We start from the raw sequence: 25687 nt of genomic DNA, 5'->3' as shown, positions 1-25687 counted from the left end.
GCACCCCGCACCGCACCACAACCCCTCGCACCGAGGTACCTTCGGCCGCACAGGCATGCGCGGCATACGCCCGTAACCGGAGAGAGCGGAGTCACAGCGTGAGCGTCAGGACGACCGAGTGGGCCGACCCGTTCGGGACGGCGCGGCTGCGGCGCGGGGTGCTCGACGCGTGGGGGGCCTCGCCCGCCCGCTTCCGGGAGGACGCCAACGCCGAGGAGGACCTGGCGCTCGGCGGCTACCGGGACCGTCTCGTCGTCGAGCTCGCCCAGAACGCCGCGGATGCCGCCGCCCGCGCCCGCGTGCCGGGCCGGCTGCGGCTCACGCTGCGGCCGGGCACGGGCGACCAGCCCGCCGTCCTCGCCGCCGCGAACACCGGCGCGCCGCTGGACGCGACCGGCGTCGAGTCACTGAGCACCCTGCGCGCCAGCGCCAAGCGTGAGGGCCACGAGTCCGCCGTCGGCCGCTTCGGCGTCGGCTTCGCGGCCGTCCTCGCGGTGAGCGACGAGCCCGCGGTCGTCGGACGTCACGGCGGCGTGCGCTGGTCCCTCGCGGAGGCCAGGGGCCTGGCCGAGCAGGCGGCCCAGGCGAGCCCCGGCCTCGGTGACGAGCTGCGCCGCCGTGACGGGCAGGTACCGCTGCTGCGGCTGCCGCTGCCCGCCGAGGGCACGGCCCCCGAGGGCTACGACACCGTGGTCGTCCTGCCGCTACGGGACGGCGCCGCGGTCGACCTGGTGGAGCGGCTGCTCGCCGGGATTGACGACGCGTTGCTGCTCACGCTGGCCGGGCTCAGTGAGATCGTCGTCGAAACCCCGGGCGGCGTACGGGAGTTGAGGCGCTCCGTAAACGGGGCGTACGTACACATCGAGGACAGCGCGCAGGGCGAACGGCGCTGGCGCGTCGTCAGCCACGGCGGCGGCGTCGAGCCCGCGCTGCTCGCGGACCGCCCGGTCGAGGAGCGGCTGCGGCCGTACTGGACCGTCACCTGGGCCGTGCCCGTGGACGACAAGGGCGCGCCTGCCCGGCCGCGTACCGCCCCCGTGGTGCACGCGCCCACGCCCACCGACGAACCTCTCGGCGTGCCCGCGCTGCTCATCGCGTCCCTCCCGCTGGACCCCACCCGCCGCCACCCGGCGCCCGGGCCCCTCACCGACTTCCTGGTGCGCAAGGCCGCGGACGCATACGCCGAACTCCTCGGCGGCTGGCAGCCGGTGAGCGTCGGCACCATCGACCTGGTGCCGGGCCCGCTCGGCAAGGGCGAGCTGGACGGCAGGCTGCGGGCGGAGATCCTTGAGCTGCTGCCGCGTACGGCGTTCCTGGAGGCGGCCGCCCCGCGGGACGTGTCCGGCGAGGAGACCGGTCTGCCGGACCGCGAGATCTCCGAGGGGCTGCGGCCGATCGAGGCGGAAGTCCTGGAAGGTGCGGGCACGGACACGGTCCAAGTGCTGGCAGAGGTGCTGCCGAGCCTGCTGCCCGCGGGTCTTGAGCGCCGCGTCGAGCTGCGGACGCTCGGTGTCGCGCGGGTGCCGCTGACCGAGGCGATCGACCGGCTCGCGGGCCTTGAGCGCGAGCCCGGCTGGTGGCAGCGGCTGTACGACAGCCTCGCCGGGGTCGACCCCGACCGGCTGTCCGGGCTTCCCGTGCCCCTCGCCGACGGCCGTACGACGATCGGGCCCCGCCAGACGCTGCTGCCGCTGGCCGAGACGCCGCAGCAGCTGGCCCGGCTCGGCCTGAAGGTCGTACACCCCGACGCCGCGCACCCGCTCCTGGAGAAGCTGGGCGCGCTGCCCGCGACACCGCGCGCCGTACTGACGACACCGCAGGTCCGCGCGGCGGTCGCGGGCTCGCTGGACGCGGGCGAGGTGTGGTTCGACGGCGACGGAGACGGCGCCCCGCTGGACGCGGACGAGCTCGCGGAGACGGTGCTCGCGCTCGTACGGGACGCGGGCCTCGAACCCGGGGACGAGCCGTGGCTGGGGGCGCTGGCCCTGCCCGACGAGGACGGCGAGCTGTCACCCGCCGGTGAACTGGTGCTGCCCGGCAGCCCGTTCGCATCGATCATGCGGGAGGACGAACTCGCGCTCTGCGACGCCGAGCTGTCCGAACGCTGGGGCGAGCAGCCGCTCGCCGCGTGCGGCGTCCTGGCGAACTTCGCCCTCGTACGGGCCACCGACGTCGTCCTGGACCCCGATGAACTGGAGCCCCGCGAGGGGGACTTCGCCGAGCCGGACGACGCAGGGCTGCTCGACGCGGTCGACGTGTGGTGCGAGGACGTCCTCGACCGGCTGCCGGACACGCCCGTGCCGCCGGTCGCCACCGAGGTCATCGCCGTCCGTGACCTGGACCTGGTCGACGACGACTGCTGGCCGCAGGCACTGGCACTGCTGGCGCAGCCGCCGCTGCGGGACGCGCTCACCCAGTCCGTACGGATTCTGCTGCCGGACGGCACGACGGAGACGGTCCGCCCGTACACGGCATGGTGGCTGCGGGACCATCCGGTCCTGGACGGCCGCCGCCCGGCGGGCCTGCGGGCGGCGGGCGCCGACCCCCTGCTGCGGGGCCTGTACGAGTCCGTCGACACCACCGGCTTCGAGGACGCCCAGGTCCTCCAGGCCCTCGGTGTCCGCACGTCGGTCGCCGCACTCCTCGACGAGCCGGGCGGCGCGGCCGAACTCCTCGGCCGCCTGGCCGACCCCTCCCGTCCGGTGGGGGCGGCCCAACTCCACGCCCTGTACACGGCACTGGCGGACCTCGACCCGGAGCAGGTCACCCTTCCCGACGAGCTGCGCGCGGTCGTCGACGGCGAGGTCCGCGTGGTCGACGCGGCTGACGCGGTGGTCGCCGACGCGCCGGACCTGCTCCCCCTGACCGGGGGCCTCCCGCTGCTCCCGGTGACGCCGTCGCGCGCCGCGGAACTGGCGGAACTGTTCCAGGTCCGCAGGCTGAGCGAGACGGTCCCGGCGGAGGTGACGACGCAGGGCGAGGAACACGAGGTCCCCGAGTCGGTCCACGTCCTGCTCGGCGCGTCGACCCCGGCGACGTACATCGAGCACGACGAGCTGATCGCGGGCGCCACCGAACTGGAGTGGCGCCGCACCCCGGACGGCGTGATCCACGCTTCCACCCTGGAGGGCGTGGCGGCGGGCCTGGCCTGGTCAACGGGCCAATGGCCCCGCCGCTTCGAGGTGGCGGCCCTGCTGGAGGACGCGTCCCGCACGGAGGAACTGGCCCGGGACCGCTGGTTCGACTGACGGGCCTTACACTCACGGCACCATTCAAGGTCCCGCCGCTGGGGAGAGCGGCGGGATCGTCGTTCCCGAGGGGGGAACCCACCCATGCGTACTCGTTTCGTCGTGGCCGCCGTCTCCGGCGCCCTGACGGCAGCCGTGCTCGTCGCGCCGACGGCCCAGGCCGTTCCGGGAAACCTGACGGTCACCAAAGTCGTCGTCAACGGCGGCAAGAACATCGTTCTGGGCACAGGCACGAAGACCGTGTCCGTTTCCGTGACCGTGCGGGAGGACTCCGGCATCCGTGACTCGTACCTGGAGCTGTGGCACAGCACCGGTGGCCAGCTGGACGTCTCGTACCACAAGACGGGGACATGCACGGCTTCGGGCGGCCTGACGACCTGCTCGGCGTCGTTCCTCCTCGATCCCGCATCGGACGTCATCAGCAACAAGGTGGCGGGCGGGAACTGGAAGCTCTACGCACAGGTGGCGGCGAAGGACGGCGACTACTTCAGCAACGACTACCCGACCGTGCGAGTGCAGCGGGCGGCATCGCTGACCGTGGACGCCGGGCCGGAGCCGGTGACGAAGGGCAAGCCGGTCACGGTCACCGGCAGGATGCTGTTGGCCGACTGGAATCTGAACAGGTACCGGGGCTACTCGGGCCAGTCCGTGAAGCTGCAGTTCCGCAAGAGCGGCACCTCTGTCTACTCGACGGTGAAGACGGTGACGACGAACTCCACGGGTGATCTGCGGACCTCGGTCACGGCGTCGGCCGACGGCTACTGGCGCTGGACCTTCGCCGGTTGGTCCACGGTCCCGGCTGTCACCACCGCCGGTGATTTCGTGGACGTCCGCTAGTGTCCTAGTGTCCTGGCTGTGGGAAGCGGCGAGGGCTGCGGACCGGGCATCGTCTCCGGCTCGATGTCCGCCTCGGGCTGTGGCTCGGCGTCGGTCTCCCGGGGCGGACGCCCGGACCTGCGCGGACGTGGTGGCGAAGGCGGCACCGGAGGCTCGGGTTCCGAGCCGCGTGGAACGTCGTAGAAGAACGTCCGGGTACGGAGCACGCCGCCCGGACCGCGAACGCGCCGTCGCTCCAGATAGCCGTCCGCCTCCAGTTCCCGCAGAGCCCGGGAGATGAGGATCTCGCCCTCGGTGAAGTGCTCGCACAGCGTGTCGATATGTACGGGAGCACCGTCCGGCAGCGAGAGGATGTAGGCCGCGACGCCGACCGTGACCGCGCTTCCGCGGCGCTGCGCAAGGGCGTTGGCGATCACGGTGAAGTCGGCGGTGAGCCGGGTGCGGACGTGGATCACGCCGGAGGTCGGTGCTCCGGCGGGGGCGTGCTGGGGCGCGTTAAACTGAGGTTCAGCCATCGGGAAGGTGCTTCTTCCTGATCGGTGAGGCCCTCGATCGGGATGCCAGTCCCGGCCGGGGGCCGTCATATGTCTGCGGTTGTTGCGGCGAACGTAACCGCCAACTTCCCGCCCCCGCAAGCCAGTCACTCGTCCGGGTGACGAGGGGGAGGGGAGGGAGGGCAGGTGGTTCTTTACCTCAGGTTCTTTGGGGGAGTTCGTGGCCCGCCGGACCCTGGCGCGCGAGGCTCCGGCAGCTACGGGAGGCCGCTGCACGAGCCGGTTCCCGGCCGGCTCAGTCCCGGTGACCGGCCTTCAACTCGCCTATGAACGAAGCCCAGCAGGCTGCCGAGAGGACCAGCGCCGGACCGTGCGGGGCCTTGCTGTCACGGACGGGCACGACGCCGGGGAATCCGTCCGCCACCTCGACGCAGTCGCCCCCCTCCTGATTGCTGTAGCTGCTGCTGCGCCACGCGGCGCCGTTCAGATCTGGACGGGACATTCGCTGCACGGTCGTTGCCCTCCATCACGGACCGGATCATGTCGAGCGACATGAGCGGGGGCAGCGCAGCCGCCCGCAACCGATCGTAGGTCAGGGCGAGGTCATTGACCTCGGGCGGATCCTCGACAAGCTGGCCGTAATGCGCGCCCTCCGTGTAGGCCACACTGGTGCCGTCGGGCAGGGACAGCACGGTCAGAGAGCCGCCGAGCGCGTCATGCGCGCCTTGGTCGAACGGCAGCACCTGCACGGTGATGTGACGCTCCTCGGCCGCGTCCAGCAGCCGCGCCAACTGCCTGCGCATCACGTCCGGTCCGCCGACCGGACGACGGATCACCGCCTCGTCGAGCACCACCCAGAGTTCCGGGCGATCGGGAGCGTGCAGCCGTTCCTGCCGGGCGAGCCGCGCGGTCACTCGTTCCTCCAACTGCTGCTCGCCGGTGAGCGAGCGGCCGACGCTGAGCAGGGCGCGTGCGTATGCCTCGGTCTGCAGGAGTCCCGGCACTACGTGCGCCGCGTACTGCCCGATGGACACCGCTCGCGCCGAGTGCGCCATGAACGCCCGTGACCAGTCGGGGAATGCCTCCCGGTAGACGTAGGGCCACAGGTCGACCAGCAGGTTGTCCGCCCCGAGGGCCACGTCGAGCGCGCGAGCCAGCTCCAGCGTCGGTTTGGCCCCCGACGAGCGTTCGATCTGCGTGATCCGGGTGCTCACCACATGCGTTCTGGCGCCCAGTTCAGCCTGGGTCAGCCCGGCGGCCGTACGGAGTCTGCGGACACGTGAGCCGAAGAGCGCGGCCATCGACTCCTCGGGCTGAATTCCTTTGGCCATGGGCTCACTTCCGTTCCTTACCGCTTGCGATGTAAGGCGTCGTCACCTTCCGAGCGTAGGCGCGCCGGACGATTCTTGAGCACGGAACGTTACGACCCGTACACGCTTTGGGCAGTGTGGGTCGTGTCAGGGATCGACTACTGGGATGGACGGCACGTGCTGAAGACCATGGCCATGTCGGGCGACGGCCCGGAGCGCGAGACGGAGTCGGCCGTAGGGACGCTTGGAGAGGAGGCACGCGACTCCGGCGCCGAAGACCGCACGTTCGCCGCGCAGTTCACCTCGTCAGCCCGGGGGGCCCAACTCGCCCGACGGCTGGCGGTGCGGCGCCTGGAGGAGTGGGGGCATCCGCCCACGTCGGACCTCTCGTGCACCGTGGCCCTGCTGACCGCTGAGCTTGCCGCCAACGCGGTACGCCACGGCCGCGTCCCCGGGCGCGACTTCCACTTCCGTCTGACCTTCGAGGAGCGGCCGTGCCTGATCCGTATCGAGGTCTCGGACGCTTCCCCGGACCGGCCCCCGACCAGTCCGCCCGAGCCTTCTCCCGACGACGAGTCGGGCCGCGGCCTGCTCCTCGTGGACGTGTTGGCCAGTCGCTGGGGTGCGACACCCCGTGTGCCCATCGGCAAGACCGTATGGGCGGAGGTGGCGATGGCCTCGAGCCCTGAGGGCTGATCCCCGGTGGGTTACCCGGTTACTGCACCAGCTTCGTCTCCTTGTGCAAGCTCGCCTTGTCGACGCCCGAATGCAGGGTGACGCTCCCGTCCCGCCAGCGGACCAGGACGTCGTTGCGCGTGGCGTCGGGGCCGAAGGCTCCCGCGGTCACGACGTCTGCGCGGGACCAGGGGGACTTCGACGGACGGATCTTGATCTCGCCGTGCAGGCCGGCGAAGTCCACACCCGGGTGGATGGTGGTTTCGCCATCCGCCCAGAGGACCAGCAGGTCGTCGGAGTTCCTGCCGGTGAACTGACCGGAGCTGATCTGTGCGGCGTACTGCCAGGTCTTGTTCGGCCTCGCAAGGAAGTTGCCCTTGCTCACCGCTTTGGTGTCGACGTCCGCGTACATGCCGACGGAGCCGTTCGCCCAGACGACGACCAGGTCGTCCCGCAGCGCACCGGGGGTGTGCCGGCCGACGGCGATGAGCCGGGCGTTCTGCCAGTTCTTGTGCTTGGCCAGCATCTTCTCGTCGTGGAAGCCCGTCTTGTCGACGTGCCGGTACTCGCCCAGCTCACCGTCGCTCCAGCGCACGACGAGCGCGTCGGTGCCGGTGCCCGTGAACCTTCCGCTGGCGATGGCGCGCGCGTTCTTCCAGACGCTTCCGGGGGTGGCGAGCCGGAAGGAGGCCGAGAACGGACGCTGCGGATCCCCTGTGCCGCTGCCCTGGTAGAGATCCACCGAGCCGTCGGCCCAGACCGCGAGCAGGTCGCCGCTCCCGTCATCCGTGAAGTCCCCGGTAGCCAGTAGCCTGGCGTTTTGCCACTGCTCCCAGCCGCCCATCGCGAAGGGCGGCGTCGGCTGGAGGTAGGGGCCGAAGTCGTTGTGACGGCCGTTGTCGGCATCGTCGTACAGCTGGAAGAAGCGGTCGGTGTACACGGGGCTGTAGGAGATGCGGTTGTACGCGGGGTGGGTGGTGGGCACGCCCGGTCCGCCGCCGTTCCAGCCGCCCACGTTGCCGATGATCTCGCCGGTGCCCCTGGCACGGTCGATCGTGGAGAAGAACGGTCCGCCGGACACGCCGTCCCACATGCCGGCGCAGTCGATCCGCATCTGGTTGTAGCCCGGCAGGGCCTGGGTCCGGCTGGTGCACTGGACGGGCCGGTCCTGCGGGTTACGCCCGACATTGGGGTACCCGACGGTGGTGACGGCGTTCTCCGGTGTGGCGGGGCGAGCGAGGGTGCTGCCGCCGACGGCGTCCTGGAGGTTCGTGGTGCCGTTGGGCTTGACCTGGGCGAAGGCGTAGTCGAGGTCGGACTCCGGGCCCCTGCTGTTCTTCACGTACCGCTTGTCGGCGAACCATTCGTCAACGGGCCAGATGCCGTAGGGCTGCTGCTTGAGCGTCCTGGACGAGTCGTACTTCGGGACGAAGACCGCTTGGGTATTGAGGCAGTGGCCTGCCGTCAGGATCAGATTGCGTCCCTTGCTCTGCACCGTGCCGGCCGAGCAGTAGTGCGCCCGCATGTCGGACCCGACGGTGAAGAGGATGCCGACGGAGGGGATGCCCGTGAACTGCTGCCCCACGTCCGCTCTGGCGCGCGGCGACGCACTGCGCCCCGGCAGGCCGGCGCCGGGCCGGCCGGAAGGATCGGTGGCGGACGCGATGCGCTCCGGCGTCCAGAACCGCAACGCCTCGGCCACCGACCAGGCGCCGCCGCTCGGCTGCACCGGCGCTGGGCTCGTGGGTACGGGCGATGGCCGGTCTGCCGCCAGCGAGACGCTGCTCGTGGCAACGGTGGCCAGAGCGCAGCACGCCAGGGAGACGGTGAGGCGGGCCACGAGAACTTTACGCAACAGGGAACTCCGTCGGGGAGGGGGTGCCGTACGGCGGTGCGGCGGGGTGGACAACGGGTGGTGTGGTGGCGGCCCGTTCCGTCTGTCGGTCACGGGCCGCCACCACTGGACGCGGGTGGCTCAGTCGGCGATCTGGACTTCGCTGTGCAGTCCGGCGCCGTCCACACCGGGGTGCAGGGTCAACTTCCCGTCGTTCCAGCGGACAAGGACATCGTTGGGAACCTTGTTGGCGGTGAAGGCACCAACGGTCAGTACCGTGGCATTGATCCAAGGGGACTTGACGGGGCGGATCTTGGTCTCGCCGTGGAAGCCCTTGGTGTCGACGCCGGGGTAGATGGTCGTCTCGCCGTCCTTCCAGCGGACCAGCAGATCACTGGTCTTGGCGCCGGTGAACTCGCCCGCACTGATCTGGTCGGCGTATGTCCACGTCTTGTCCGCCTTGGCCAGCTGGACCTCCTTGCGGACACCGTTGGTGTTCAGATCCGCATAGAGCGAGACCGTGCCGTTGGCCCACACCACGAGCAGGTCGTCACGGAGGCTGCCGCCGTTGAAGCGGCCCGCGGTCACGAGCTCGGCGTTCTGCCACGCCGCCGTCTTGGCCAGCGTCTTCTCGTTGTGGAAGCCCTGCTGGTCCACGTGCGCGTACTGGGTCACCTCACCATCGACCCAGCGCACCACCAGACCGTCACTGCCACCGGCGGTGAAACTGCCGCCGGTGATCGCCTTGGCGTGCTTCCACACACTGCCGGCCTTCGCCAACTCGTACTGCGCCGAGAACGGAACCTTCGCGTCATTGGCCTCGGCGCCCTGGTACAGGGTCACCGAACCATCCACCCAGCGCACGAGCAGGTCCATGTGGCGCTTGCCGTTCGCGGAGCCGCCCGTGAAGTATCCGGTGGCCAGGAGGTCGGCCTTCTTCCAGTCGGCGTGGGACAGCAGAGTGCGCAGGGCGGTCTGCCTGATCCAGTCGGTGATGTCGTCGACGCGGGTGCTCACGGCGCCTTTGCGGGTCTCTGCCCCGGACCCGAGGCACCCTCCCTGCCAAGAGGTGCTGTTGACCGCGGCCAGTTCTGCCTTGCCGTCCGCCTCACGCAGCGCCGGGCCGCCGGTGTCTCCCTTGCAGACGGCCGCGCCGGCGGACGTGGGCTCGAGGGCGACAGTTGTCCCCCCGGCCGCCTGGACGGTGAAGGCCCCGGCGTGGACCCGGTTGGGCACCCACTCGTCCTTGGTACGGCCGTAGCCGACCGCCTTCAGTTCCTCACCTTCGCGCGGGGCGGCCGAACCGATCTGGACCGGCTTGACACCGGTGACCGGTGTCGCGAGGCGCGCCATGACGAGGTCCCGGTCATCACGCGGGACGAGTTCCACGACGTCGACGACGCTTCCACCCGGGGCCGTGAGGTCGGCACGGCCGATGGTGGCGGTGGTCTTCAACTTGGGGGCGCCGGCCGCCACCTTCGTTTCCTGGGCCGGGTTGTCGGCGAAGCAACTGGCGGCGGTGATCAGCCACTGCTGGTCGATCAGAGTGGCGGCGCAGCTGCGCTGTCCGTTGCCAATGTCGAGTTTCGCGGTGAAGGCGTACTGGCCGTCCGGGGGGCTGTCTCCGACGACGGCGTTAGCGGGAGTAGCTACGAGTGTCCCGACTGTGACCGCTGCTGCCAGAAATGCTGATACCGAGGTGACGCGTTGCCGAATGCCAGACATGTGCTTTCCTTGCAGATCGATCGTTGGACGAACGGGAATCGGTGCTGCGCAGAAATTTGCGCGCCAGGAGTGCCGGTCAACCGGTTACCTTGAGTTCGACCAGTACGGCCGGGGTGGGATTCTTGATGTCCCCTTCACCGACGGGCTTGTAGTCGTCCTTCGGGACGTCGACGGCAGTGGTCTTTCCGTTGACCGTGAGGCTGGCGCGCACAGCGCGTTCCTCGGTCTGGACGGCGTGGACGTCCTTGACTTCCAGGGTGAGGTTGCCGGTCTTCCCGATGACGCGGAAGCAGTATCTTCCCTCGTTGTTCTGCCGGGTCCAGATCTGAATCTGACTCGTGGCGCCGCAGTCCGCGAGCAGGATATGGCCGTCGCCCTTGCGAAGGGCAATGCCCTTTTCCGCAAGGATTTTATCTGCCCCCGGGTACCCGAAGTCCTCGATGGCGTACGGCGGACTGACGTCGTCTGCACCCGCTCTGGCTGCGGCCACCCTGGTCTGAGGGGCGGCGGACGCGACAGCGAGAGTGGCGACCCCCGCAAGGGCAGTGACAGCGCCGACGGCGCCAGCGAGCAGTACTGCGCGCGCGCGAAATATCACCTGAGGTTTCCTTCCAGAGGTGCGCGGCGTATGGAGTCGCCGCGAGGGAAGGCCCGTTCCCCCGAGCCTCCACGAAAAATACCACTTTCCTATTCCGATCCCTCACTTCCTTTCAGCTATAACGAATCAGTAACAACCGAGCATTGAAGGCAACGCTTCCCGCGACATTACTGTCCGGTACCGAATTGATCGTTCCGCTTCATGGGCGACTCGCGGAGCGTTTGTGGGCAGCTATTCTCGGCGGGACCAAATTTCAGCAACCTGCCCCGACCGTGCGGGTTGCTTCGCAGGGGAGAAATGTTGAGTAAGCCAGGGGGAAGGTGGGCGCGTGCGGCATCGATACTGTGTGCCAGCGGCGCCCTGGTGCTCTCACTTACCGCAACGCTGCTGGGGTCATCCCCGGCCGTGGCGGCTGAGGGCGAAGAACAGACGGCGTTCAGTCCGATTCCGCACACCGACCGCGGCCGGGTGGTGGAACTGTGGCGGGCTGGGGGGCCGGGAGTGAAGGCCGCGGCGGAGGCCGCGCTGACGGGCACCGACAACGACGTGCGCCAGTTCCTGACCAAGGATCAGGCCATCGTCCAACTGCACGACGAGCAGGTCGCGCTCTCGCAGATGATCTCCATCAGCGGCCCCGGTGTACGCGAGGCCGCGTTGACCGCACTGCGCGGTGGCCCCAAGGAACTTGAGGCGTTCCTCGAGGACGGCTGGGAGGCTCCGCTGGAGCAGGACCAGCGGGTGCAGGTCTCGCAGATCGTCAGCATGGGTGGCCGCGGCGTCGAGGAGGCGGCCAAGGAAGCGCTCAAGGGCGGCCCGGAGAAGGTGCGCGAGTTCCTCTCCAAGGGGCAGTTCCCGGCACGTGAGGCCGATGACCGGGTGGCCTTGTCACAGCTCGTGAGCACGGGCGGCCCGGCGGTCAAGGCGGCGGCCAAGGTCGCCATCGCGGGTTCGATCGAGGACGTGCGCGAGTTCCTGGCCGTTGGCCAGCACGTGGCCCGGGCCCGGGACCGCGAGCGCGCTGGCGTCGCCCAGCTGGTGGCTCAGGCACAGGCGGCGGGCAAGGCGGCTGAGGCCCAGACACGTGTGGCCAAGGAAGCGTCCGAGCGTGCTGTGGAGGCGTCGAAGCTCGCCAAGCAGCTAGCGCTCGAAGCGGCCGATGAGACCAGGAAGGCCGGAAAGAACTCGCAGAAGGCCGCGAGCGCCGCCCGCCGGGCGGCCAACGCCGCAAAGGGAGCCGCGGCCGCGGCGCAGCAAGCCATCAGCGCCGCTCAGGCAGCGAACGCCTCCGCGCGGGTCGCCGCAGCCGCGGCTTCGGAGGCGGCCAGCGCGGCAGCGGGTGCGGCCGAGGCCGCCTCCCGCGCGCAGAGCGCCGCCGCAGCAGCGGCGACCAACGCAGGCGAGGCGGCGAACGCACGGAAGGCCGCCGAGGGCGCCCGGGCCGCGGCCGCGGGCGCCAAGAAGGCAGCCCAGGCGGCCGAACAGGCGGGCAACGCGGCCACTCAGGCCGGCATCGCGGCGAAGGCTGCCTCGGACGCCGGTGAGAACGCCGACTCCGCGGCTGCGTCCGCCGGTGAGGCGAGCAGCCTCGCCGATGCCGCCGGCGCGCACTCCGCGGAGGCGGACGCCGCGGCGGCGTCGGCACGCCGTCACGCGCAGGAGGCCAAGCGGGCGGCGAGGAACGCCACGAGCCTGGCGCAGGAAGCGGCCAGTGCCTCCTACGCGTCGCGCGACGCGGCCAACAGCGCCGCAGCCCACGCGGAGAAGGCTGCAGATGCCGCCGAGGAAGCCGCCAAACAGGCGGGGAAGTCCGCAGCCGCGGCCAAGGAAGCCACTGCTCACGCCGGAGAGGCGAAGAAGGCCGCCGACGCCGCGGGCAAGGCTGTGGAGAAGGCCGGTGAGATCTTCATGCTCACGCGCAAGACAGAGGCCGAGGACCTCCTCATCCGCACCAACTCGGCCATCGAGATGGCCAAGGGCCTCAAGGCCGCGAACGACAAGCGCCTCTCCGAGCAGAACGAGCGGGTCAAGACGTTCAAGGACCTCGGAGTCGAAGCGAACAAGCTCGCGGCCGAGGCCAACGCCCCCGGCGCAGACATCAAGGACGTCGCACGCAAGGGTCGGCAGGTCGCGGTCATCACGATGAAGACCGGCGGCCCTTGGAGCAGTACCGCTGCCCAGGTCGCCCTTGCAGGCAACGACGAAGCCATCACCGAGTACATCCGCACCGGCTGGAAGGAAGCATCCGAGGACGACGACCGCGCACGCGTCGAGATCCTGGCGGAGGACCCCGCGTCCGGGACCCTGCGTGCGGCGGCAAAGAAGGCGCTGGAGGGCGACGCGCAGCAGATCGGCGCTTTCCTTGAGACCGGCGCCGACCAGGCCGCGGCCAACGACTATCGGGTCCGCATCTCGCAGATCGTCAGCACCAGCCAGCGCGGGGTGAAGGAGGCGGCGGTCGCCGCTCTCAAGGAGAGCGCCCCCGCCAAGCTCCGTGAATTCCTGGCCAGAGGGCAGCACACCGCCCGCACCAACGACGAGCGGGTCCAGGCCTCCCAGCTGATCAGCGCCGGCGGTCCCGAGCTCAAGGCCGCCGCCCGGATCGCCATCGAAGGCACGCCCGAGACGCTGCACAAGTTCATCACCGTCGGCCAGTACCGGTCCAAGCGCAAGGACGCCCTCGCGGCCACCCACATCGCTGGCGTCAAGCACCTCCTCGCGATGGGCGCCGGCATCGTGGCCAAGGCGCAGGCGAATGCTGCCACCGCCAACAAAGTCGCTGCCGACGCACGCAAGGCAGCCAACGAGGCCAAGGAGTGGGCCAAGAAGGCCGACGCGTCTGCCGACCAGGCCAAGAAGTGCGCCCAGGATGCCGACAATTCCGCCGACGCGGCGGCGGCGTCCGCGGCCGAGGCCAAGGAATCCGCCACAAGCGCTCGCGCGGCCGAGGCAGACGCCTTGAACGCGGCGAACGACGCCGATGAGTCCGCGGCTAGCGCTCGGAACTCGGCCGACTGGGCGAGTGCCTCCGCCGACGAAGCGTGGACGGCGGCAAACGAGGCGCGTACCTCGGCGACCAGCGCCGGGAAGGACGCCGCCGCTGCCGACAAGGCTGCCAAGGACGCAAAAAAGATCGCCGTCGCCAAGCAGAAGCAGGAGGACGACGCCCGGCGAAAGAGGATGGAGGAGTACCGGAAGCAAGCGGAGGAACTGAGGAAGAAGGACAGCGGCAGCGACAAGGAGGAGAGCGGCGACGGGGATTCCATCCCCGACTGGATTGACGGCGGCTACGACTTCAGCGACCTCACCGACAAGCTCCATGGCATCTACATGGGTACAGGTGAAGTCTTCTACGGGCTGGTCGGCAATGTCCCGTACGCAGCCGAGTACTTCGGGTGGCTCGTCGACAGCGACTGCTGGGACGGCGGCCCCGGTGCACCGGGGTGCGACTACGGAAGCCAGTACGACGAGTGGATCGCCAGCCACGGATACAACATCGACAAAGACACGTACACCGTGCCGAGCTTCATTGTCGCTCTGGTCTCCCACCGGTCCGGTTCCATCAAGCCGACGAAACCCGGCAAGCCACCGAAGCCGAAGCGTAATGCCGGCATCCCGTGCAACTGCTTCCTGGCCGGCACGGAAGTCCTTCTGGCAGCAGGTGGGACGAAGAACATCGAGGATGTGCAACTAGGCGACCTGGTCCTCGCCACCGACCCCGAGACCGGCGAGTCCGGTCCGAGGAAGGTGACGCGGCTCATCACCACAGAGCACGACAAGCGGTTGAACGAGCTCTCCATCGCCACTGCACACGGCACCGAACAGCTCACGGCCACCCTCGAGCACCCGTTCTGGTCTCCGTCCGAAGGCCGCTGGGTGGCGGCCGGGAACCTCGAACAAGGCATGACGCTGCTCACCAATCAGGGCGACCGGGTCGTGTTGAAGGCGAACCGATCCTTCGGCATGAGCGCGCGCACGTACAACCTCACCGTGGACGATCTGCACACTTACTATGTGCTGGCCGGGTCGACGCCGATCCTGGTGCACAACGCCGGTGGGGGCGACCCCGACAAGGGCAACGTGACGGTCGGGCGTTGGATGTCCAAGGTGGAGTACGAGAAGATGCGTTCGACGGGGCGGGTGCAGCCCGGGGCCGGTGACAGGTCGTACGTGGTGTATCCGGCGAGTCCGGACGCGTACCGGTCGAGTGCTCCGGGGTCGGTTTACGTCGAATTCGACGTTCCGCATTCCTCGCTGACTCCGGGTGGAAGACCTGGTGACTACAAGATGTCCGGACCTGACTCGTTCGAGGCCCGGCTCGCGAAGAAGAAGGGCCTGCCGATTCCGGAGCTTCCCGCGGCGGGCAATATCCGGCTGGCTGCATGCTGATGGGAGCGAACGTGCTGGAAGCCCTGAGGGAGTGGTCGGCCGCGAGCGAAGCGCGTCTTCGTGAGAGCGGAATCGCGTGCGAGCTCGTTGAGTCTCCGGCGGAATTCGACCCGAGCTCGGTTCAGTTGATTCTGGAGACCGAGGAAATGCTCGGCGAGATCATTGTGTGGAGCAATGGCAAGGCCGAGATTCAAGTCGCGGAGGTTGCGACCGGCCGGGTCGAGAGAGAGCACAGGGAGATCGTCTCGTGGACCTCTCTGGACGAGGCCCTCGAGAACTTGATCGCTCGGATGACAGCCTGATCAAATCCGGCTGAGAAAGAGTGAGGTGGTGGCGGTCCCGCCGGAATACTCCGACGGGACCGCCGTGCATTGCGTGCCAGCGTTCCGGGCGCGTCCGCGGGCATGCGTGTCGGGCCTGGCTCGACCTCGGCGAGGGTCTTCTTCGAGGAGAGTGATCAGGCGGCGCCGGTAGGTGCCGTCGTTCGCCCAACCGTCGTCGCTTTCATTGTCGTGGCGCGGTGGGCGCGCTCGATGGCCTGGCCCCAGTAGGTCCCGGCGACCATCAGCACAGCGCCAAGGGCGGCGAGGGCGGTGAGCCGTTCGCCGCCGAGGCCGATGCCGATCACGACGGCCCAGACGGGTTCGGTGCCGAGGAGAAGGCTGGCCCGGCTGGCAGAGGTGCGTTGTACTGCCCAGGTCTGGGCGAGAAATGCGAACACGCTGCAGAACAGGGCGAGGTAGACGAGCTGGGCCCACGTCATGGCATCGGCGTGTACGAGGACCGGGAGTTGGCCGGCGGCCGGCACCAGGAACAGTGCCGAACCGACGACGGTCTGCACGGTTGTCAGGTGGAGCGGACGCACGTCCCGGCCTGCGGTGAGCCGTCCCACGAGCACGACGTGCACGGCCCGCACCGCGGCTGCGGCGAGCATCAGCAGCTCGCCGGCTCCCGGAGTGTGGAGGCCGCTGCCGGACATGAGCAGTCCGACAGCCAGTACGCACAAGCCCGCGGCGGCGAAGAACCGTGGCGGCAGCCCGCCCCGGCGGCCCGTACGGTCCAGCACCGGGGTGAGCACGATGGTCAGGCTGATGATCAGGCCGGCGTTGGCCGCGCTCGTGTGCGCAACGCCGTAAGTCTCCAGCACCAGGACGGCCGCCTGCGTGACCCCGAGCAGCGACCCGGACCTGATCTCGTCGGGGGTGCAGCGGCGGGACCCCCGACCGGCGGCGACGAAGGCGACGCAGGCAAGGGCGGAGATCACGTACCGCACGAACAGAATCGCCAGCACCGGCACGGCCACGGTGGCTGTCTTCGCAGACAGGTAGCTGGAACCCCAGACGATGGCGACGAGCAGCAGGACCAGGTCGGTGCGGCGGGAATCGGGCATGGCGTCTACGCTGCGCCCTCCGGACACTGAAGCCAAGTACGAGTTTCTCAAGTGAATCTTTAGAATCCCTACACTGTCGGCATGGATGAGCGACAGTTGCGGGTCCTGCGTGAACTCGGCGAGCTGGGAAGTGTCACCGCGGTCGCCGAGGCGCTGTTGGTGACGCCTTCGGCGATCTCCCAGCAGCTGCGGCTGCTGCAGCGTTCCATGCCCGTCCCTTTGACCGAACGCGACGGACGGCGACTGGTACTCACTCCTGCCGGGCAAGCCCTGGCCGGCGCGGCGATCGACGTGGAGACCGCCTTTGCCCGGGCACGACACGCTGTTGATGCGTTCGTCGACGAACCGGAGGGCACTGTCTCGGTGGCGGCATTCCACAGCGCGGCCGCGGCGTTCCTGCCGCTCCTGCTACGCGGCCTCGCCGGGCCGGGGCACCCGCAGCTCACTCTCGCCGACGAGGACGTCGCACAGGAAGACTTCCCACGGCTGGCCCGGGAGTACGACGTGGTCCTGGCTCACCGCCTCGACCACGCTCCGCCCTGGCCCGACACGGTGGCCGTCACCCCGTTGTTGCACGAACCGCTCGACGTCGCCATGCCAGAAGACCACCCGCTGGCCTCCAAGCGGCGCCTCACCCCTCACGACGTCGCCGACCAGCCCTGGATCACCGTCCATGACGGCTTCCCGCTGATGGCCACCATCGAGGCCGTTGCCGCTGCCGCGAACCGCCGGCTCGACATCCGTCACCGCATCAACGAATTCACCGTGGTCGCCGAAGTGGTCGCCGCCGGCGGGGGACTCGCCCTGCTGCCACGCTGGACCGCGCGTCCCCACCCCGCGGTGGTCCTGCGGCCACTCGGTGGCGTACATGCCCGACGTCATGTCGACGCGCTCCATCGCCCGGAGCGCACCGCACGACGAGCTGTCCGGACTGTCCTCGCCCAGCTGAAGCGCGATGCCGCCACGATTCGGAGTGGAAGGAGCGACGTCCCCGGGCCGGGGCGCGGACGTGAACGCTGAGACCGGCTGCCGACACCTGAATCCGAACCGGCCGTTGCACCAGGCAACCCGGACAGCTTGATCGCCCTCTTAATGCTCATGGGCGCACAGACTTTCCGTCGGCCTCGGTCGGCAGACCGTCCCTGACGGCCGCCCGTTGATACGAAACAGACGCGGGGAGCGGGCAGCAAGGATGCAGGAAGCGCAGGAACGGCAGGAACGTAACGCGACCTCGGCCAACAGGCGGCTGCTCAGTGTGGACTCGGCCCGCGCCATCGCCGTGTTCGCCATGTTCGCCGCGCACATCGGACCCCTGGTGAAGCCCGAGGGCGCAGGCTATGTGCTGGTCGCCTTCGACGGGCGCGCGCCCGCCATCTTCACCCTGATCGCGGGACTTTCGCTGACCCTGTCGCGGGGCGGGACCAAGCCCCGCCCACCGCTGACCGGCACGCTGCGCGCCACGCTCGTACGCTGTGCCGTACTCGCGGTGCTCGGCATGGCGTTGACGGAGCTGAGGTCGGGAATCGCGGTGATCCTGACGTTCTTCGCCGTGTACTTCCTGACAGCGGAACCGCTGGCCCGCCTGCGCACCCGCGCACTGATCGCGGTCGCGGCGGTCTCCGTGGTGCTGGGTCCGGTCCTCTCGTACTGGCTGGGGCCGTACTTGGGACACCGCGCCATCGGACGCGGCCGCTACCCCGGATTCGACGCGGTCACCAGCTGGTCCGGATTCATCGAGGCGCTCGACACACTGCTGGTGTCCGGCGCCTACCCCTGGCTCACCTACTTTCCCTACGTCATCGTCGGCATGGCGCTGGGCCGGGTGGCGAACCTGACCCGGCGCGGAACAGCCCGTCGGGTCATCGGCTGGGGAGCACTGGCCGTCCTGGCCGGGCATGGGCTGTCCGCGCTGGCTCTCGGGCCGGGGGGCGGGCGCGCGGCCCTGCTGGATGCGATAGCCCGCAGCCACGCCTTCGCGGTGAACGCCCCCGATCCGGTGCAAGCCGTGCTTGCCCGACAGGCCGGGGCGATACCCAGCACCTCCTGGGCCTGGCTGCTGGTCGACGATCCCTACAGCCAGACGCCCTTCGAGACCGTCGCCAACATCGGTGTCAGCCTGATCCTGCTCGGCCTCGCGGTGGCCGCCTGCCGCCTTCAATTGCTCGAAGTGCTCCTGCGCCCGCTGGCCGTCGTCGGGACGATGGGCCTGACGGTGTACGCCGTTCACGTCCTCGCGCGGGCCGAGCTGCAACCGCAGCACGGTTGGCAGGCCCTGGGCGTCTTCTGCGGGGTCTCACTGGTGGGGTGTGTCCTGTGGGCGTATGTCTTCCGCGGCACTTCCCTCAGGCGCGGGCCGCTGGAGTGGGTACTTCACACGATCACGCCGACCCCGAAGGCATCACCCACCCCCGAGAGCAGAGAGACCCAGGAGGCAGTGACCCTGCGCGGATGACGTGCCAAGGCTGCACGAGCCCTGCCGACTGTGGGACGCGTCGCCACCGGATTGCCCAACTTGCGTGGGTCCACGCGCGCGCCGGGACCGGTTCGCCGGCTGCCCGCTCCCGGTGAAGCAACCCACCGGGAGCCAGGCAGCGGCTGTGGCACCGAACAGGGCGCGGGCTCTCCCTTGGCCGAGGGAGAGCCCGCAGTTCCAGTCGCTGTGCTGCCGGCTTGGGATTGGGTTACCTGGTGGGCTCCAAGATCCGGTGGGTGGATGCGGGCAGCTGGTGAGCCCTGCGCTTGGGAGCCTTGGTGCGCCTGTAGGTCTCCATCCAGGGATTTTGGGCGGTAGCTGTGCCCTTCTTCACCCAGGTGGGGTGGAGGTCCGACTGGCAGACGAGATAGTCCCCGTACCAGTTCAGGAAGCCGCGCTCCTCAAAGACGTCGAATGTGTACTGCTTGTAGATCATCCCGGCCCGGACCCGGTACTGCGCCTTCTCCGGCAGTTCGATTTCGACCCTGTCGGTGACGGTCCTGGTGTTGGCGACCTCGAATCCCAGACCAGCGGTGATCTGTTGGTAGGTCATGCCGAAGGTGGCGCTGACCTTGTTCGAGATTTCGATCTTGTACTCGAAGATCCTCTTCCCGGGACCGGGAATGCTGTCCTGGGCGCCGGGGTTGTCGGGCCACTCGTAGACGGTCTTGACGAACTTCTTGTTTTTGATCTTCAGTGCGCCGGTCGAGCAGGTCTGGCCCTTGGCCCTGGACTGCTTGTGGAGCTGTTCGGCCGCGGCGTTGGAGACCATGTCGGTCGGCTTGTCGGTCGTGAAGACGTCCGGGGTGCCGGCGGTGATGCCGCCGGCCAGCAAGCCCGTAGCGACAGCGGCTACCGCCATCCGGCGAGTGTTCCGCGTTCGTGTGCTGCGCATGCTGATGCTCCTTGGCAATGGATGAGTGGGATGGAGCCGTGGCTGCTCCTTCAGGCGCCTCGGCTGCAGTCGCGCCTGCCTGCGGTCGTCGACACCGGTGGTGGCAGGGCTGGCCCGGCAGGGGCGTGGTGACGCCTTCGACTGGAGGCGTCACACGGCGGTGCGGGGCGGTGAAAGAAGCCTCGCCGCACGGTTCGGGCCGGGGCAAGGGAATGCTGCGGACGGGACAGTCCGGCAATGTCCGTGCAGGTCAGACGCGGTGTCCGCACGAATTTCGCCCGCCGCCGCCAGGGGCTTTTCCAGCGTCGGACGGACCCGGACTGTCCCGGACGCCCGAAGATCTGGCGGGACACCTTCGAGTCGGAAGAGCCTCCTTGCCGGGCCGCGAACTCCGCGGTCCCTGAAGGAGGTTGTGATGGCACAGCAGACCTTGCCCAGGTCCGCGCAGCAGACGCCGAGTCAGGCGCAGGCGTCGGCCCGGGCGCCCAGGCCGACGCAGGCCCCGGTGTCGCACCGGAAGCCGCGGCCCCGGAGGGCGGGCGGAAGCGACACCGGCGGCGTTCGCAGGCAAATGGCAGTGGTGCCCTTGCTGGTCATGTTTGTGCTCGCGTGGCTGGCAGGGGCGCTCCTGGCCGTGCACGGTCCGTCAGAGTCGGCCCCGGGCGGCGCCCGTCCGCCGCTCACGCTCGCACCGCAGACACCGAGCGGGCCGGGGGCCGCGGAAGCGGAACCGATGCCGCCTGCGAGGAAACCCGCCCAGCCCGAGGAGGTCGGCAAGCCGGCCCGGCCCGTAGCCGGAGGGAAGGTCACGCTGCGGCCCGGTGACAGCCTTTACGCGCTGGCCCGCCGGTACGGTACGGCCGTCAAGGCGCTGCAACGCGTGAACAACCTGGGTACCTCCACCCTGATTTACGCCGGAGACACCCTGCGCCTGCCGCCCGTAGCCGACGACACAGACTCCGAATCCACGGGCGGGCACACCTCGCGGCCCGCGCCGGACACCACCCACACCCCGGGTAAGCCCATCCCCGCGGTGAAGGGGCGCGCCGCGAAGGCGATCTCCTTCGCCAAGGCACAGTTGGGCAAGCCCTACGTCTGGGGTGGCACCGGGTCGCGCGGGTTCGACTGCTCGGGCCTGGTGATGCGGGCCTGGAAGACGGCCGGAGTGACACTGCCGCGCACCACCTGGGGCCAGATCCGGGCAGGCGAGGCCACCACTCGCGCCCGCCTGGTCCCCGGCGATCTGGTCATCTCCCACGGCGGCGGCCACGTCGCCCTCTACCTCGGCGACGGCAAGGTCATCCACGCTCCACGCCCTGGTCGAACGGTCACTGCCGCACCGCTCGCAGACCCGTCCGGCGTCGTCAGCTACCGCCACATCACCAGTGACTGAAGCCGAGGCAACAATGCAGGCGTCTGTCGTCCCTCACCGTGATCGCTCAGTGTTTCCCCCGCCAACTCGCGGTCGCACTAGTCTCTTCGGGACGTGTGAGCGATCAGGGGGAATCATGGGGACGGGGCCCGATCCAAAGGCGGCAGAGACACCGGCGGAATTAGTCGCCACGATGCGGCAGTTACGCAGCTGGGCCGACCTCAGCTACCGGCAGTTGGAACGCAGGGCGAACGACGCGGGTGACGCCCTGCCACGCGCGACGATCTCCGGTGTGCTGGCAAGGGAGGACCTTCCCCGGGAAGAACTGCTTGCTGCCTTCGTCCGGGCGTGCGGCGGCGACGGCGCCACGGTGGACACCTGGCTGGACGCCCGCCGCCGACTGGCGATGAGGGCCGAAAGCGCCGCACCGGCAGGGGACGGGGCAGGTGAGGTGGCAGCAGCCTCAGCAGTTTCGGAACCGGGCACGGCCGATGGCACGGTCGCCGACACAGGAGCCCTCGGAAACGTGGCGTCCAAGTCCACGCGCCCTGACACGGGAACCGACCCCGTCACCAACGTCAGCACGAGCACGGAGACAGGCGCCGGCATCGAGGGCTCCCGGGGCTCCGAGGGCGGGGCCGGGGTAGCCACGGAAGCCTCAAAAGCCGTGGAGGCCCGGGAAGTCGCGGAGGTTACTGCAGCCCGCCATGGCGCATCGGCGACGCCGTCAGAGCCCGGTGCCCCCAGATCCCGCAGCCGCTACCGGCCGATGGCACTCACCGGTGCCTTCGCCGCCGCCGGTGCTCTCCTGTTTGCCCTCTGGCCAGGGGGGACCACGCCCGACACCACACTGCCGAACCGCGGCTCCGGCACCACCAGCCCTCTGGACGCCACGCCACCCACGGCTTCGCCCTCCCCCTCGCCGCCTTCGTCGCCCCATGCCTCCCCGTCCGGGACGGACAAGACGACCGCTCCGCCGAAGCCGGGGCCCACGTCCCGGCCCACCAAGACCCCGAGCAAGGCCCCCACCACCCCCGCACCTGCTGACCTGCCGCAGGCCGGCTATGTGAGCATGCACCCGGCGAGCTCGTCGAGCCTGTGCATCACCGAAGGCAGGGAGCGCAACGGCAATACAGATCGCGAGATCGCCGTACAACGCCCCTGCGCCGGGGCCCCGCAGCCCCGGGTCTATCTCGAATCGCTCGGCAACGGGATCTACCACATCCAGTGGCACAACTCGGATTCCAGAAGGGGCTGCCTGGGCGTCGACGAAGCCCCCGTCGAAGGCTCGGAACTGCTGTCGCCGGGCGACTGCACGGACGCCCTCGGCCTGCGCTACCGCCTCGAACCCTCCGGCAGCGGCTACCGCCTGCGGCCCATGGACAGCGGCATGTGCATCGGCATCCTGCCTCCCCGAACCGACGGTGCAGAGGCGATCCAGGCGGAGTGCACCGGAGCCACCGACCAGGTCTTTCGCTTCAGCCCTCTCTGAGGAGGCATGGCGGTAGCCCGCTTCATGAACCGGGCAGGTCAAACGGCACGTCCGGGGTGCGAGTCGTCGGCGGCTACCCCCCCGAACCTCTGGTCCACCCACCGCCACGCGATCTCCAGCAGCACCGCCCCCGCCGCCGCGATCGCCACCGCGGTCCACGGCAGCGCCAGGCCCACCAGCTTCAGCGCGAAGAAGTCCTGGAGCCACGGGACGATCAGCACGACGAGGAAGCCCGCGCCCATCGCCGCCACCAGGCAGACTCGCCACCACGTGTAGGGGCGGGCGATGATCGCCAGTACCCACATCGAGACCAGGAACAGCGTCAGCGTCGCCGCGCTCGTTTCCGCGTCGAGGGAGCCGGGGCCGCTGTAGTAGGAGCGCGCGAGCAGGTACGTCCCAAACGTCGTCACCGCCGCGATCACCCCCGCCGGGATCGCGTACCGCATCACCCTGTGTACGAACTGCGGCTTCGCGCGCTCCTTGTTCGGGGCCAGGGCCAGGAAGAAGGCCGGCACGCCGATCGTCAGCGTGGACAGCAGCGTCAAGTGCCGTGGCAGGAAGGGGTATTCGACCTGCCAGCAGACCACCAGGATGGCCAGCAGCACGGAGTAGACCGTCTTGGTCAGGAACAGCGTGGCGACCCGCGTGATGTTGCCGATCACCCGGCGCCCCTCCGCGACCACCGAAGGCAGCGTCGCGAAGCTGTTGTTGAGGAGCACGATCTGGGCCACTGCCCGGGACGCCTCCGAGCCCGAGCCCATCGAGACGCCGATGTCCGCGTCCTTCAGGGCGAGGACGTCGTTCACCCCGTCGCCCGTCATCGCGACCGTGTGGCCACGGGACTGCAGTGCGCCGACCATGTCGCGTTTCTGCTGCGGCGTGACCCGGCCGAAGACCGAGTGGGCGTCCAGGGACTCGGCCATCGGCGCGTGTTCGGTGGGCAGTTGGCGCGCGTCCACCGTGTTCTGGGCGCCGGGCAGGCCGAGTTTCCCGGCCACCGCGCCCACGGACACCGCGTTGTCGCCGGAGATGACCTTGGCGTTGACGTTCTGCTCGTCGAAGTAGCGCAGTGTGTCGGCCGCGTCCGGGCGCAGTCGTTGTTCGAGGACGACCAGTGCCGCGGGCCGCGCCCCGGCGGCGACGGTCGGGGCGTCCAGTTCGACGGCGGCGCGGGCGAGCAGCAGGACCCGCAGGCCCTGTTCGTTGAGCCGCTCGATCTCCGCGAGGGCCGCGTCGTCCTGCGGCAGCAGTACGTCGGGCGCGCCGAGCAGCCACGTGGAGCTCTCGCCGTTGCCTTCGCTGAAGCTGGCCCCGCTGTATTTGCGCGCGGACGAGAACGGCAGTGACTCCGTGCACCGCCAGTCCTCGCTGTCCGGATACGTGTCGATGATCGCCTGGAGGGAGGCGTTGGGCCGCGGGTCGGACTCACCGAGGGCACCGAGCACCTTGCGTACGTACGACTCGTCCGCACCGGCCAGCGGCCGCAGCTCCGTGACGTCCATGCCGCCTTCGGTCAGCGTGCCGGTCTTGTCGAGGCAGACGACGTCGACCCGCGCCAGGCCCTCGATCGCGGGGAGTTCCTGCACCAGGCACTGCTTGCGGCCGAGCCGGATGACCCCGATCGCGAAGGCGACGGATGTCAGCAGCACAAGTCCTTCCGGGATCATCGGCACGATGCCGCCGACGGTCCTGGCCACCGAGTCCTTGAAGTTGTTGTCCTTGACGACCAGCTGGCTGATGATGAGCCCGATCGCGGTCGGGATCATCATCCAGGTCACGTACTTGAGGATCGTGCTGATACCGCTGCGCAGCTCGGAGTGGACGAGCGTGAACCGGGACGCCTCCTCCGCGAGCTGTGCCGCGTAGGCCTCCCGCCCGACTTTTGTCACCGTGAACGCTCCGCTGCCCGCGACCACGAAGGACCCCGACATCACGGGATCACCGGTGTGTTTGATCACCGGGTCGGCCTCACCCGTCAGCAGCGACTCGTCGATCTCCAGGCTGTCCGCCTCGGCCACCTCGCCGTCTACGACGACCTTGTCGCCCGGGCCGAGTTCGACGAGATCGCCGAGGACGATCTCGGAGGTCGGGATCTCCGCGGCGGTGCCGTCCCTCCGTACCGTCGGTCTGACCTCGCCGATGAGCGCCAGACCGTCCAGGGTCTTCTTGGCGCGCAGCTCCTGGATGATGCCGATACCGGTGTTGGCGATGATCACGTAGCCGAACAGGCTGTCCTGGAACGGCGCGACGAAGAGCATGATCATCCACAGCACGCCGATGATGGCGTTGAAGCGGGTGAAGACGTTGGCGCGGACGATGTCGACGGTGGAGCGCGAGGAGCGGACGGGCACGTCGTTGACCTCGCCGCGCGCCACCCGCTTGGCGACCTCGGCCGTCGTCAGCCCCCGGGCCCGCGGCGCGCGCACGGACTTCGGCGGCTTTTGGGGGTGTACGGGGTCCAGCTCGGCCCCCGCGTCGATGACTGGGCTGCCCGGCTCGGGGCCGTCCATGCCGATCCTTGCCCGCTGCGTCATGGTTTCGACGGTACGGCGGGACCGGCCCGTTCACCCGCCGAGTGCGGGGCAGATCAGACCGGTGCAGGACGCGAATCGTCCTTCGGTACTACGGGACGGGTGCCGTAGGGGTCACGTGCTTTCGTCGCGCGTGGTGGCGGCGTCCGCCTCGCCCGCGGAGGTCTGCGCGGGCTCCACCGCCTCCGCGGCCCGCTTGAGCGCCGCGTCCCGCCCGCGTACGTACCAGATGCCGATCAGGCCGAGACCGCCGCCGGCCAGACAGGTCCACACCCACCACGTCAGGTCACGTTCCGCGAACCAGTTGTAGAAGGGGATCTGGACCAGGAAGAGGACGAACCAGAGGATCGTGCCGCCGGTGATGGTGGCGACGACGGGCCCCTCCAGGGGCTCGGGTGCCTCGTGCTTGGGGGTCCACTTCGCCATA

The 25687-nt window shown here is 69.5% G+C and carries 18 protein-coding genes and 1 pseudogene; 9 read left to right on the top strand and 10 right to left on the bottom strand.

The genetic code is table 11. The features are described 5' to 3' along the window. Window positions 1-98 precede the first annotated feature (98 nt). Both FBY35_RS34575 and FBY35_RS34570 read left to right on the top strand, forming a co-directional pair. Complete coding sequence (locus tag FBY35_RS34575; protein ID WP_142217831.1) at window positions 99-3248, top strand: sacsin N-terminal ATP-binding-like domain-containing protein; 3150 nt, start codon at window positions 99-101, stop codon at window positions 3246-3248. Between the two features lie 84 nt (window positions 3249-3332). Further along, entirely contained in the window at window positions 3333-4085 is a 753-nt protein-coding gene (locus FBY35_RS34570; protein ID WP_142217830.1) for a calcium-binding protein, read from the top strand. A gap of 20 nt (window positions 4086-4105) precedes the next feature. Here FBY35_RS34570 and FBY35_RS34565 read toward each other — a convergent pair. The 3 genes and pseudogenes from FBY35_RS34565 to FBY35_RS34555 form a co-directional block, all read right to left on the bottom strand. Next, window positions 4106-4600, bottom strand: a pseudogene (locus tag FBY35_RS34565) (hypothetical protein); the annotation flags it as partial. Between the two features lie 274 nt (window positions 4601-4874). After that, the gene (locus FBY35_RS37655; RefSeq protein ID WP_260848916.1) at window positions 4875-5003 is read right to left on the bottom strand and encodes a DUF397 domain-containing protein; all 129 of its coding nucleotides are present in this window, start codon (window positions 5001-5003) and stop codon (window positions 4875-4877) included. Continuing rightward, window positions 4966-5880 (bottom strand): Scr1 family TA system antitoxin-like transcriptional regulator, encoded by a 915-nt coding sequence (locus tag FBY35_RS34555; protein ID WP_142218335.1) that lies wholly within the window; start codon window positions 5878-5880, stop codon window positions 4966-4968. The genes FBY35_RS37655 and FBY35_RS34555 overlap by 38 nt, the downstream gene beginning before the upstream one ends. 198 nt (window positions 5881-6078) lie before the next feature. On the opposite strand from FBY35_RS34555, the gene FBY35_RS34550 reads away from it, so the two are divergent. Then, entirely contained in the window at window positions 6079-6585 is a 507-nt protein-coding gene (locus FBY35_RS34550) for an ATP-binding protein (RefSeq protein WP_142218334.1), read from the top strand. 19 nt (window positions 6586-6604) lie between these two features. Here FBY35_RS34550 and FBY35_RS34545 read toward each other — a convergent pair whose 3' ends face one another. The 3 genes from FBY35_RS34545 to FBY35_RS34535 form a co-directional block, all read right to left on the bottom strand. Beyond that, window positions 6605-8419 (bottom strand): serine protease, encoded by a 1815-nt coding sequence (locus FBY35_RS34545; RefSeq protein ID WP_142217828.1) that lies wholly within the window; start codon window positions 8417-8419, stop codon window positions 6605-6607. A gap of 120 nt (window positions 8420-8539) precedes the next feature. Next, on the bottom strand, window positions 8540-10123 hold the full coding sequence (locus FBY35_RS34540) for a trypsin-like serine protease (RefSeq protein WP_142217827.1): 1584 nt from the start codon (window positions 10121-10123) through the stop codon (window positions 8540-8542). A gap of 76 nt (window positions 10124-10199) precedes the next feature. After that, the gene (locus FBY35_RS34535) at window positions 10200-10721 is read right to left on the bottom strand and encodes a hypothetical protein (RefSeq protein WP_260848914.1); all 522 of its coding nucleotides are present in this window, start codon (window positions 10719-10721) and stop codon (window positions 10200-10202) included. A 363-nt stretch (window positions 10722-11084) separates the two neighbouring features. Here FBY35_RS34535 and FBY35_RS34530 point away from each other — a divergent pair, with 363 nt between their 5' ends. After that, window positions 11085-15107 (top strand): polymorphic toxin-type HINT domain-containing protein, encoded by a 4023-nt coding sequence (locus FBY35_RS34530; RefSeq protein WP_160159367.1) that lies wholly within the window; start codon window positions 11085-11087, stop codon window positions 15105-15107. 11 nt (window positions 15108-15118) lie between these two features. After that, window positions 15119-15409, top strand: a complete 291-nt coding sequence (locus FBY35_RS34525) for a hypothetical protein (RefSeq protein WP_142217825.1) — start codon at window positions 15119-15121, stop codon at window positions 15407-15409. Window positions 15410-15564: 155 nt separating this feature from the next. On the opposite strand, the gene FBY35_RS34520 is transcribed toward FBY35_RS34525, so the two are convergent. Then, window positions 15565-16497: a DMT family transporter gene (locus tag FBY35_RS34520; protein WP_142217824.1), complete on the bottom strand. Its 933-nt coding sequence runs from the start codon at window positions 16495-16497 to the stop codon at window positions 15565-15567. Window positions 16498-16578: 81 nt separating this feature from the next. Between FBY35_RS34520 and FBY35_RS34515 the strand changes: the two genes are divergently transcribed. Together FBY35_RS34515 and FBY35_RS34510 are read left to right on the top strand one after the other, a co-directional pair. Then, window positions 16579-17517 carry a LysR family transcriptional regulator gene (locus FBY35_RS34515; RefSeq protein WP_142217823.1) on the top strand — a complete coding sequence of 313 codons (939 nt, stop codon included), beginning with the start codon at window positions 16579-16581 and terminating at the stop codon, window positions 17515-17517. A gap of 172 nt (window positions 17518-17689) precedes the next feature. After that, window positions 17690-18949 (top strand): heparan-alpha-glucosaminide N-acetyltransferase domain-containing protein, encoded by a 1260-nt coding sequence (locus tag FBY35_RS34510; RefSeq protein WP_142217822.1) that lies wholly within the window; start codon window positions 17690-17692, stop codon window positions 18947-18949. A gap of 229 nt (window positions 18950-19178) precedes the next feature. On the opposite strand, the gene FBY35_RS34505 is transcribed toward FBY35_RS34510, so the two are convergent. Then, window positions 19179-19865, bottom strand: a complete 687-nt coding sequence (locus tag FBY35_RS34505) for a hypothetical protein (protein WP_142217821.1) — start codon at window positions 19863-19865, stop codon at window positions 19179-19181. A 415-nt stretch (window positions 19866-20280) separates the two neighbouring features. On the opposite strand from FBY35_RS34505, the gene FBY35_RS37650 reads away from it, so the two are divergent. Together FBY35_RS37650 and FBY35_RS34495 are read left to right on the top strand one after the other, a co-directional pair. Next, complete coding sequence (locus FBY35_RS37650) at window positions 20281-21258, top strand: C40 family peptidase (protein ID WP_260848913.1); 978 nt, start codon at window positions 20281-20283, stop codon at window positions 21256-21258. A 13-nt stretch (window positions 21259-21271) separates the two neighbouring features. Then, complete coding sequence (locus FBY35_RS34495; RefSeq protein WP_399209534.1) at window positions 21272-22729, top strand: RICIN domain-containing protein; 1458 nt, start codon at window positions 21272-21274, stop codon at window positions 22727-22729. Between the two features lie 38 nt (window positions 22730-22767). Here the strand turns inward: FBY35_RS34495 and FBY35_RS34490 are convergent, their stop codons facing one another. Next, window positions 22768-25263, bottom strand: a complete 2496-nt coding sequence (locus FBY35_RS34490) for an HAD-IC family P-type ATPase (protein ID WP_142217819.1) — start codon at window positions 25261-25263, stop codon at window positions 22768-22770. Window positions 25264-25374: 111 nt separating this feature from the next. After that, complete coding sequence (locus FBY35_RS34485; protein WP_142217818.1) at window positions 25375-25686, bottom strand: DUF2530 domain-containing protein; 312 nt, start codon at window positions 25684-25686, stop codon at window positions 25375-25377. Window position 25687: the final 1 nt, after the last annotated feature.

The sequence above is a fragment of the Streptomyces sp. SLBN-118 genome, assembly GCF_006715635.1.
Lineage (GTDB): Bacteria > Actinomycetota > Actinomycetes > Streptomycetales > Streptomycetaceae > Streptomyces.
Note: the sequence above shows the minus strand (reverse complement) of the source record. Positions and strands in the feature narration are given on the sequence as shown.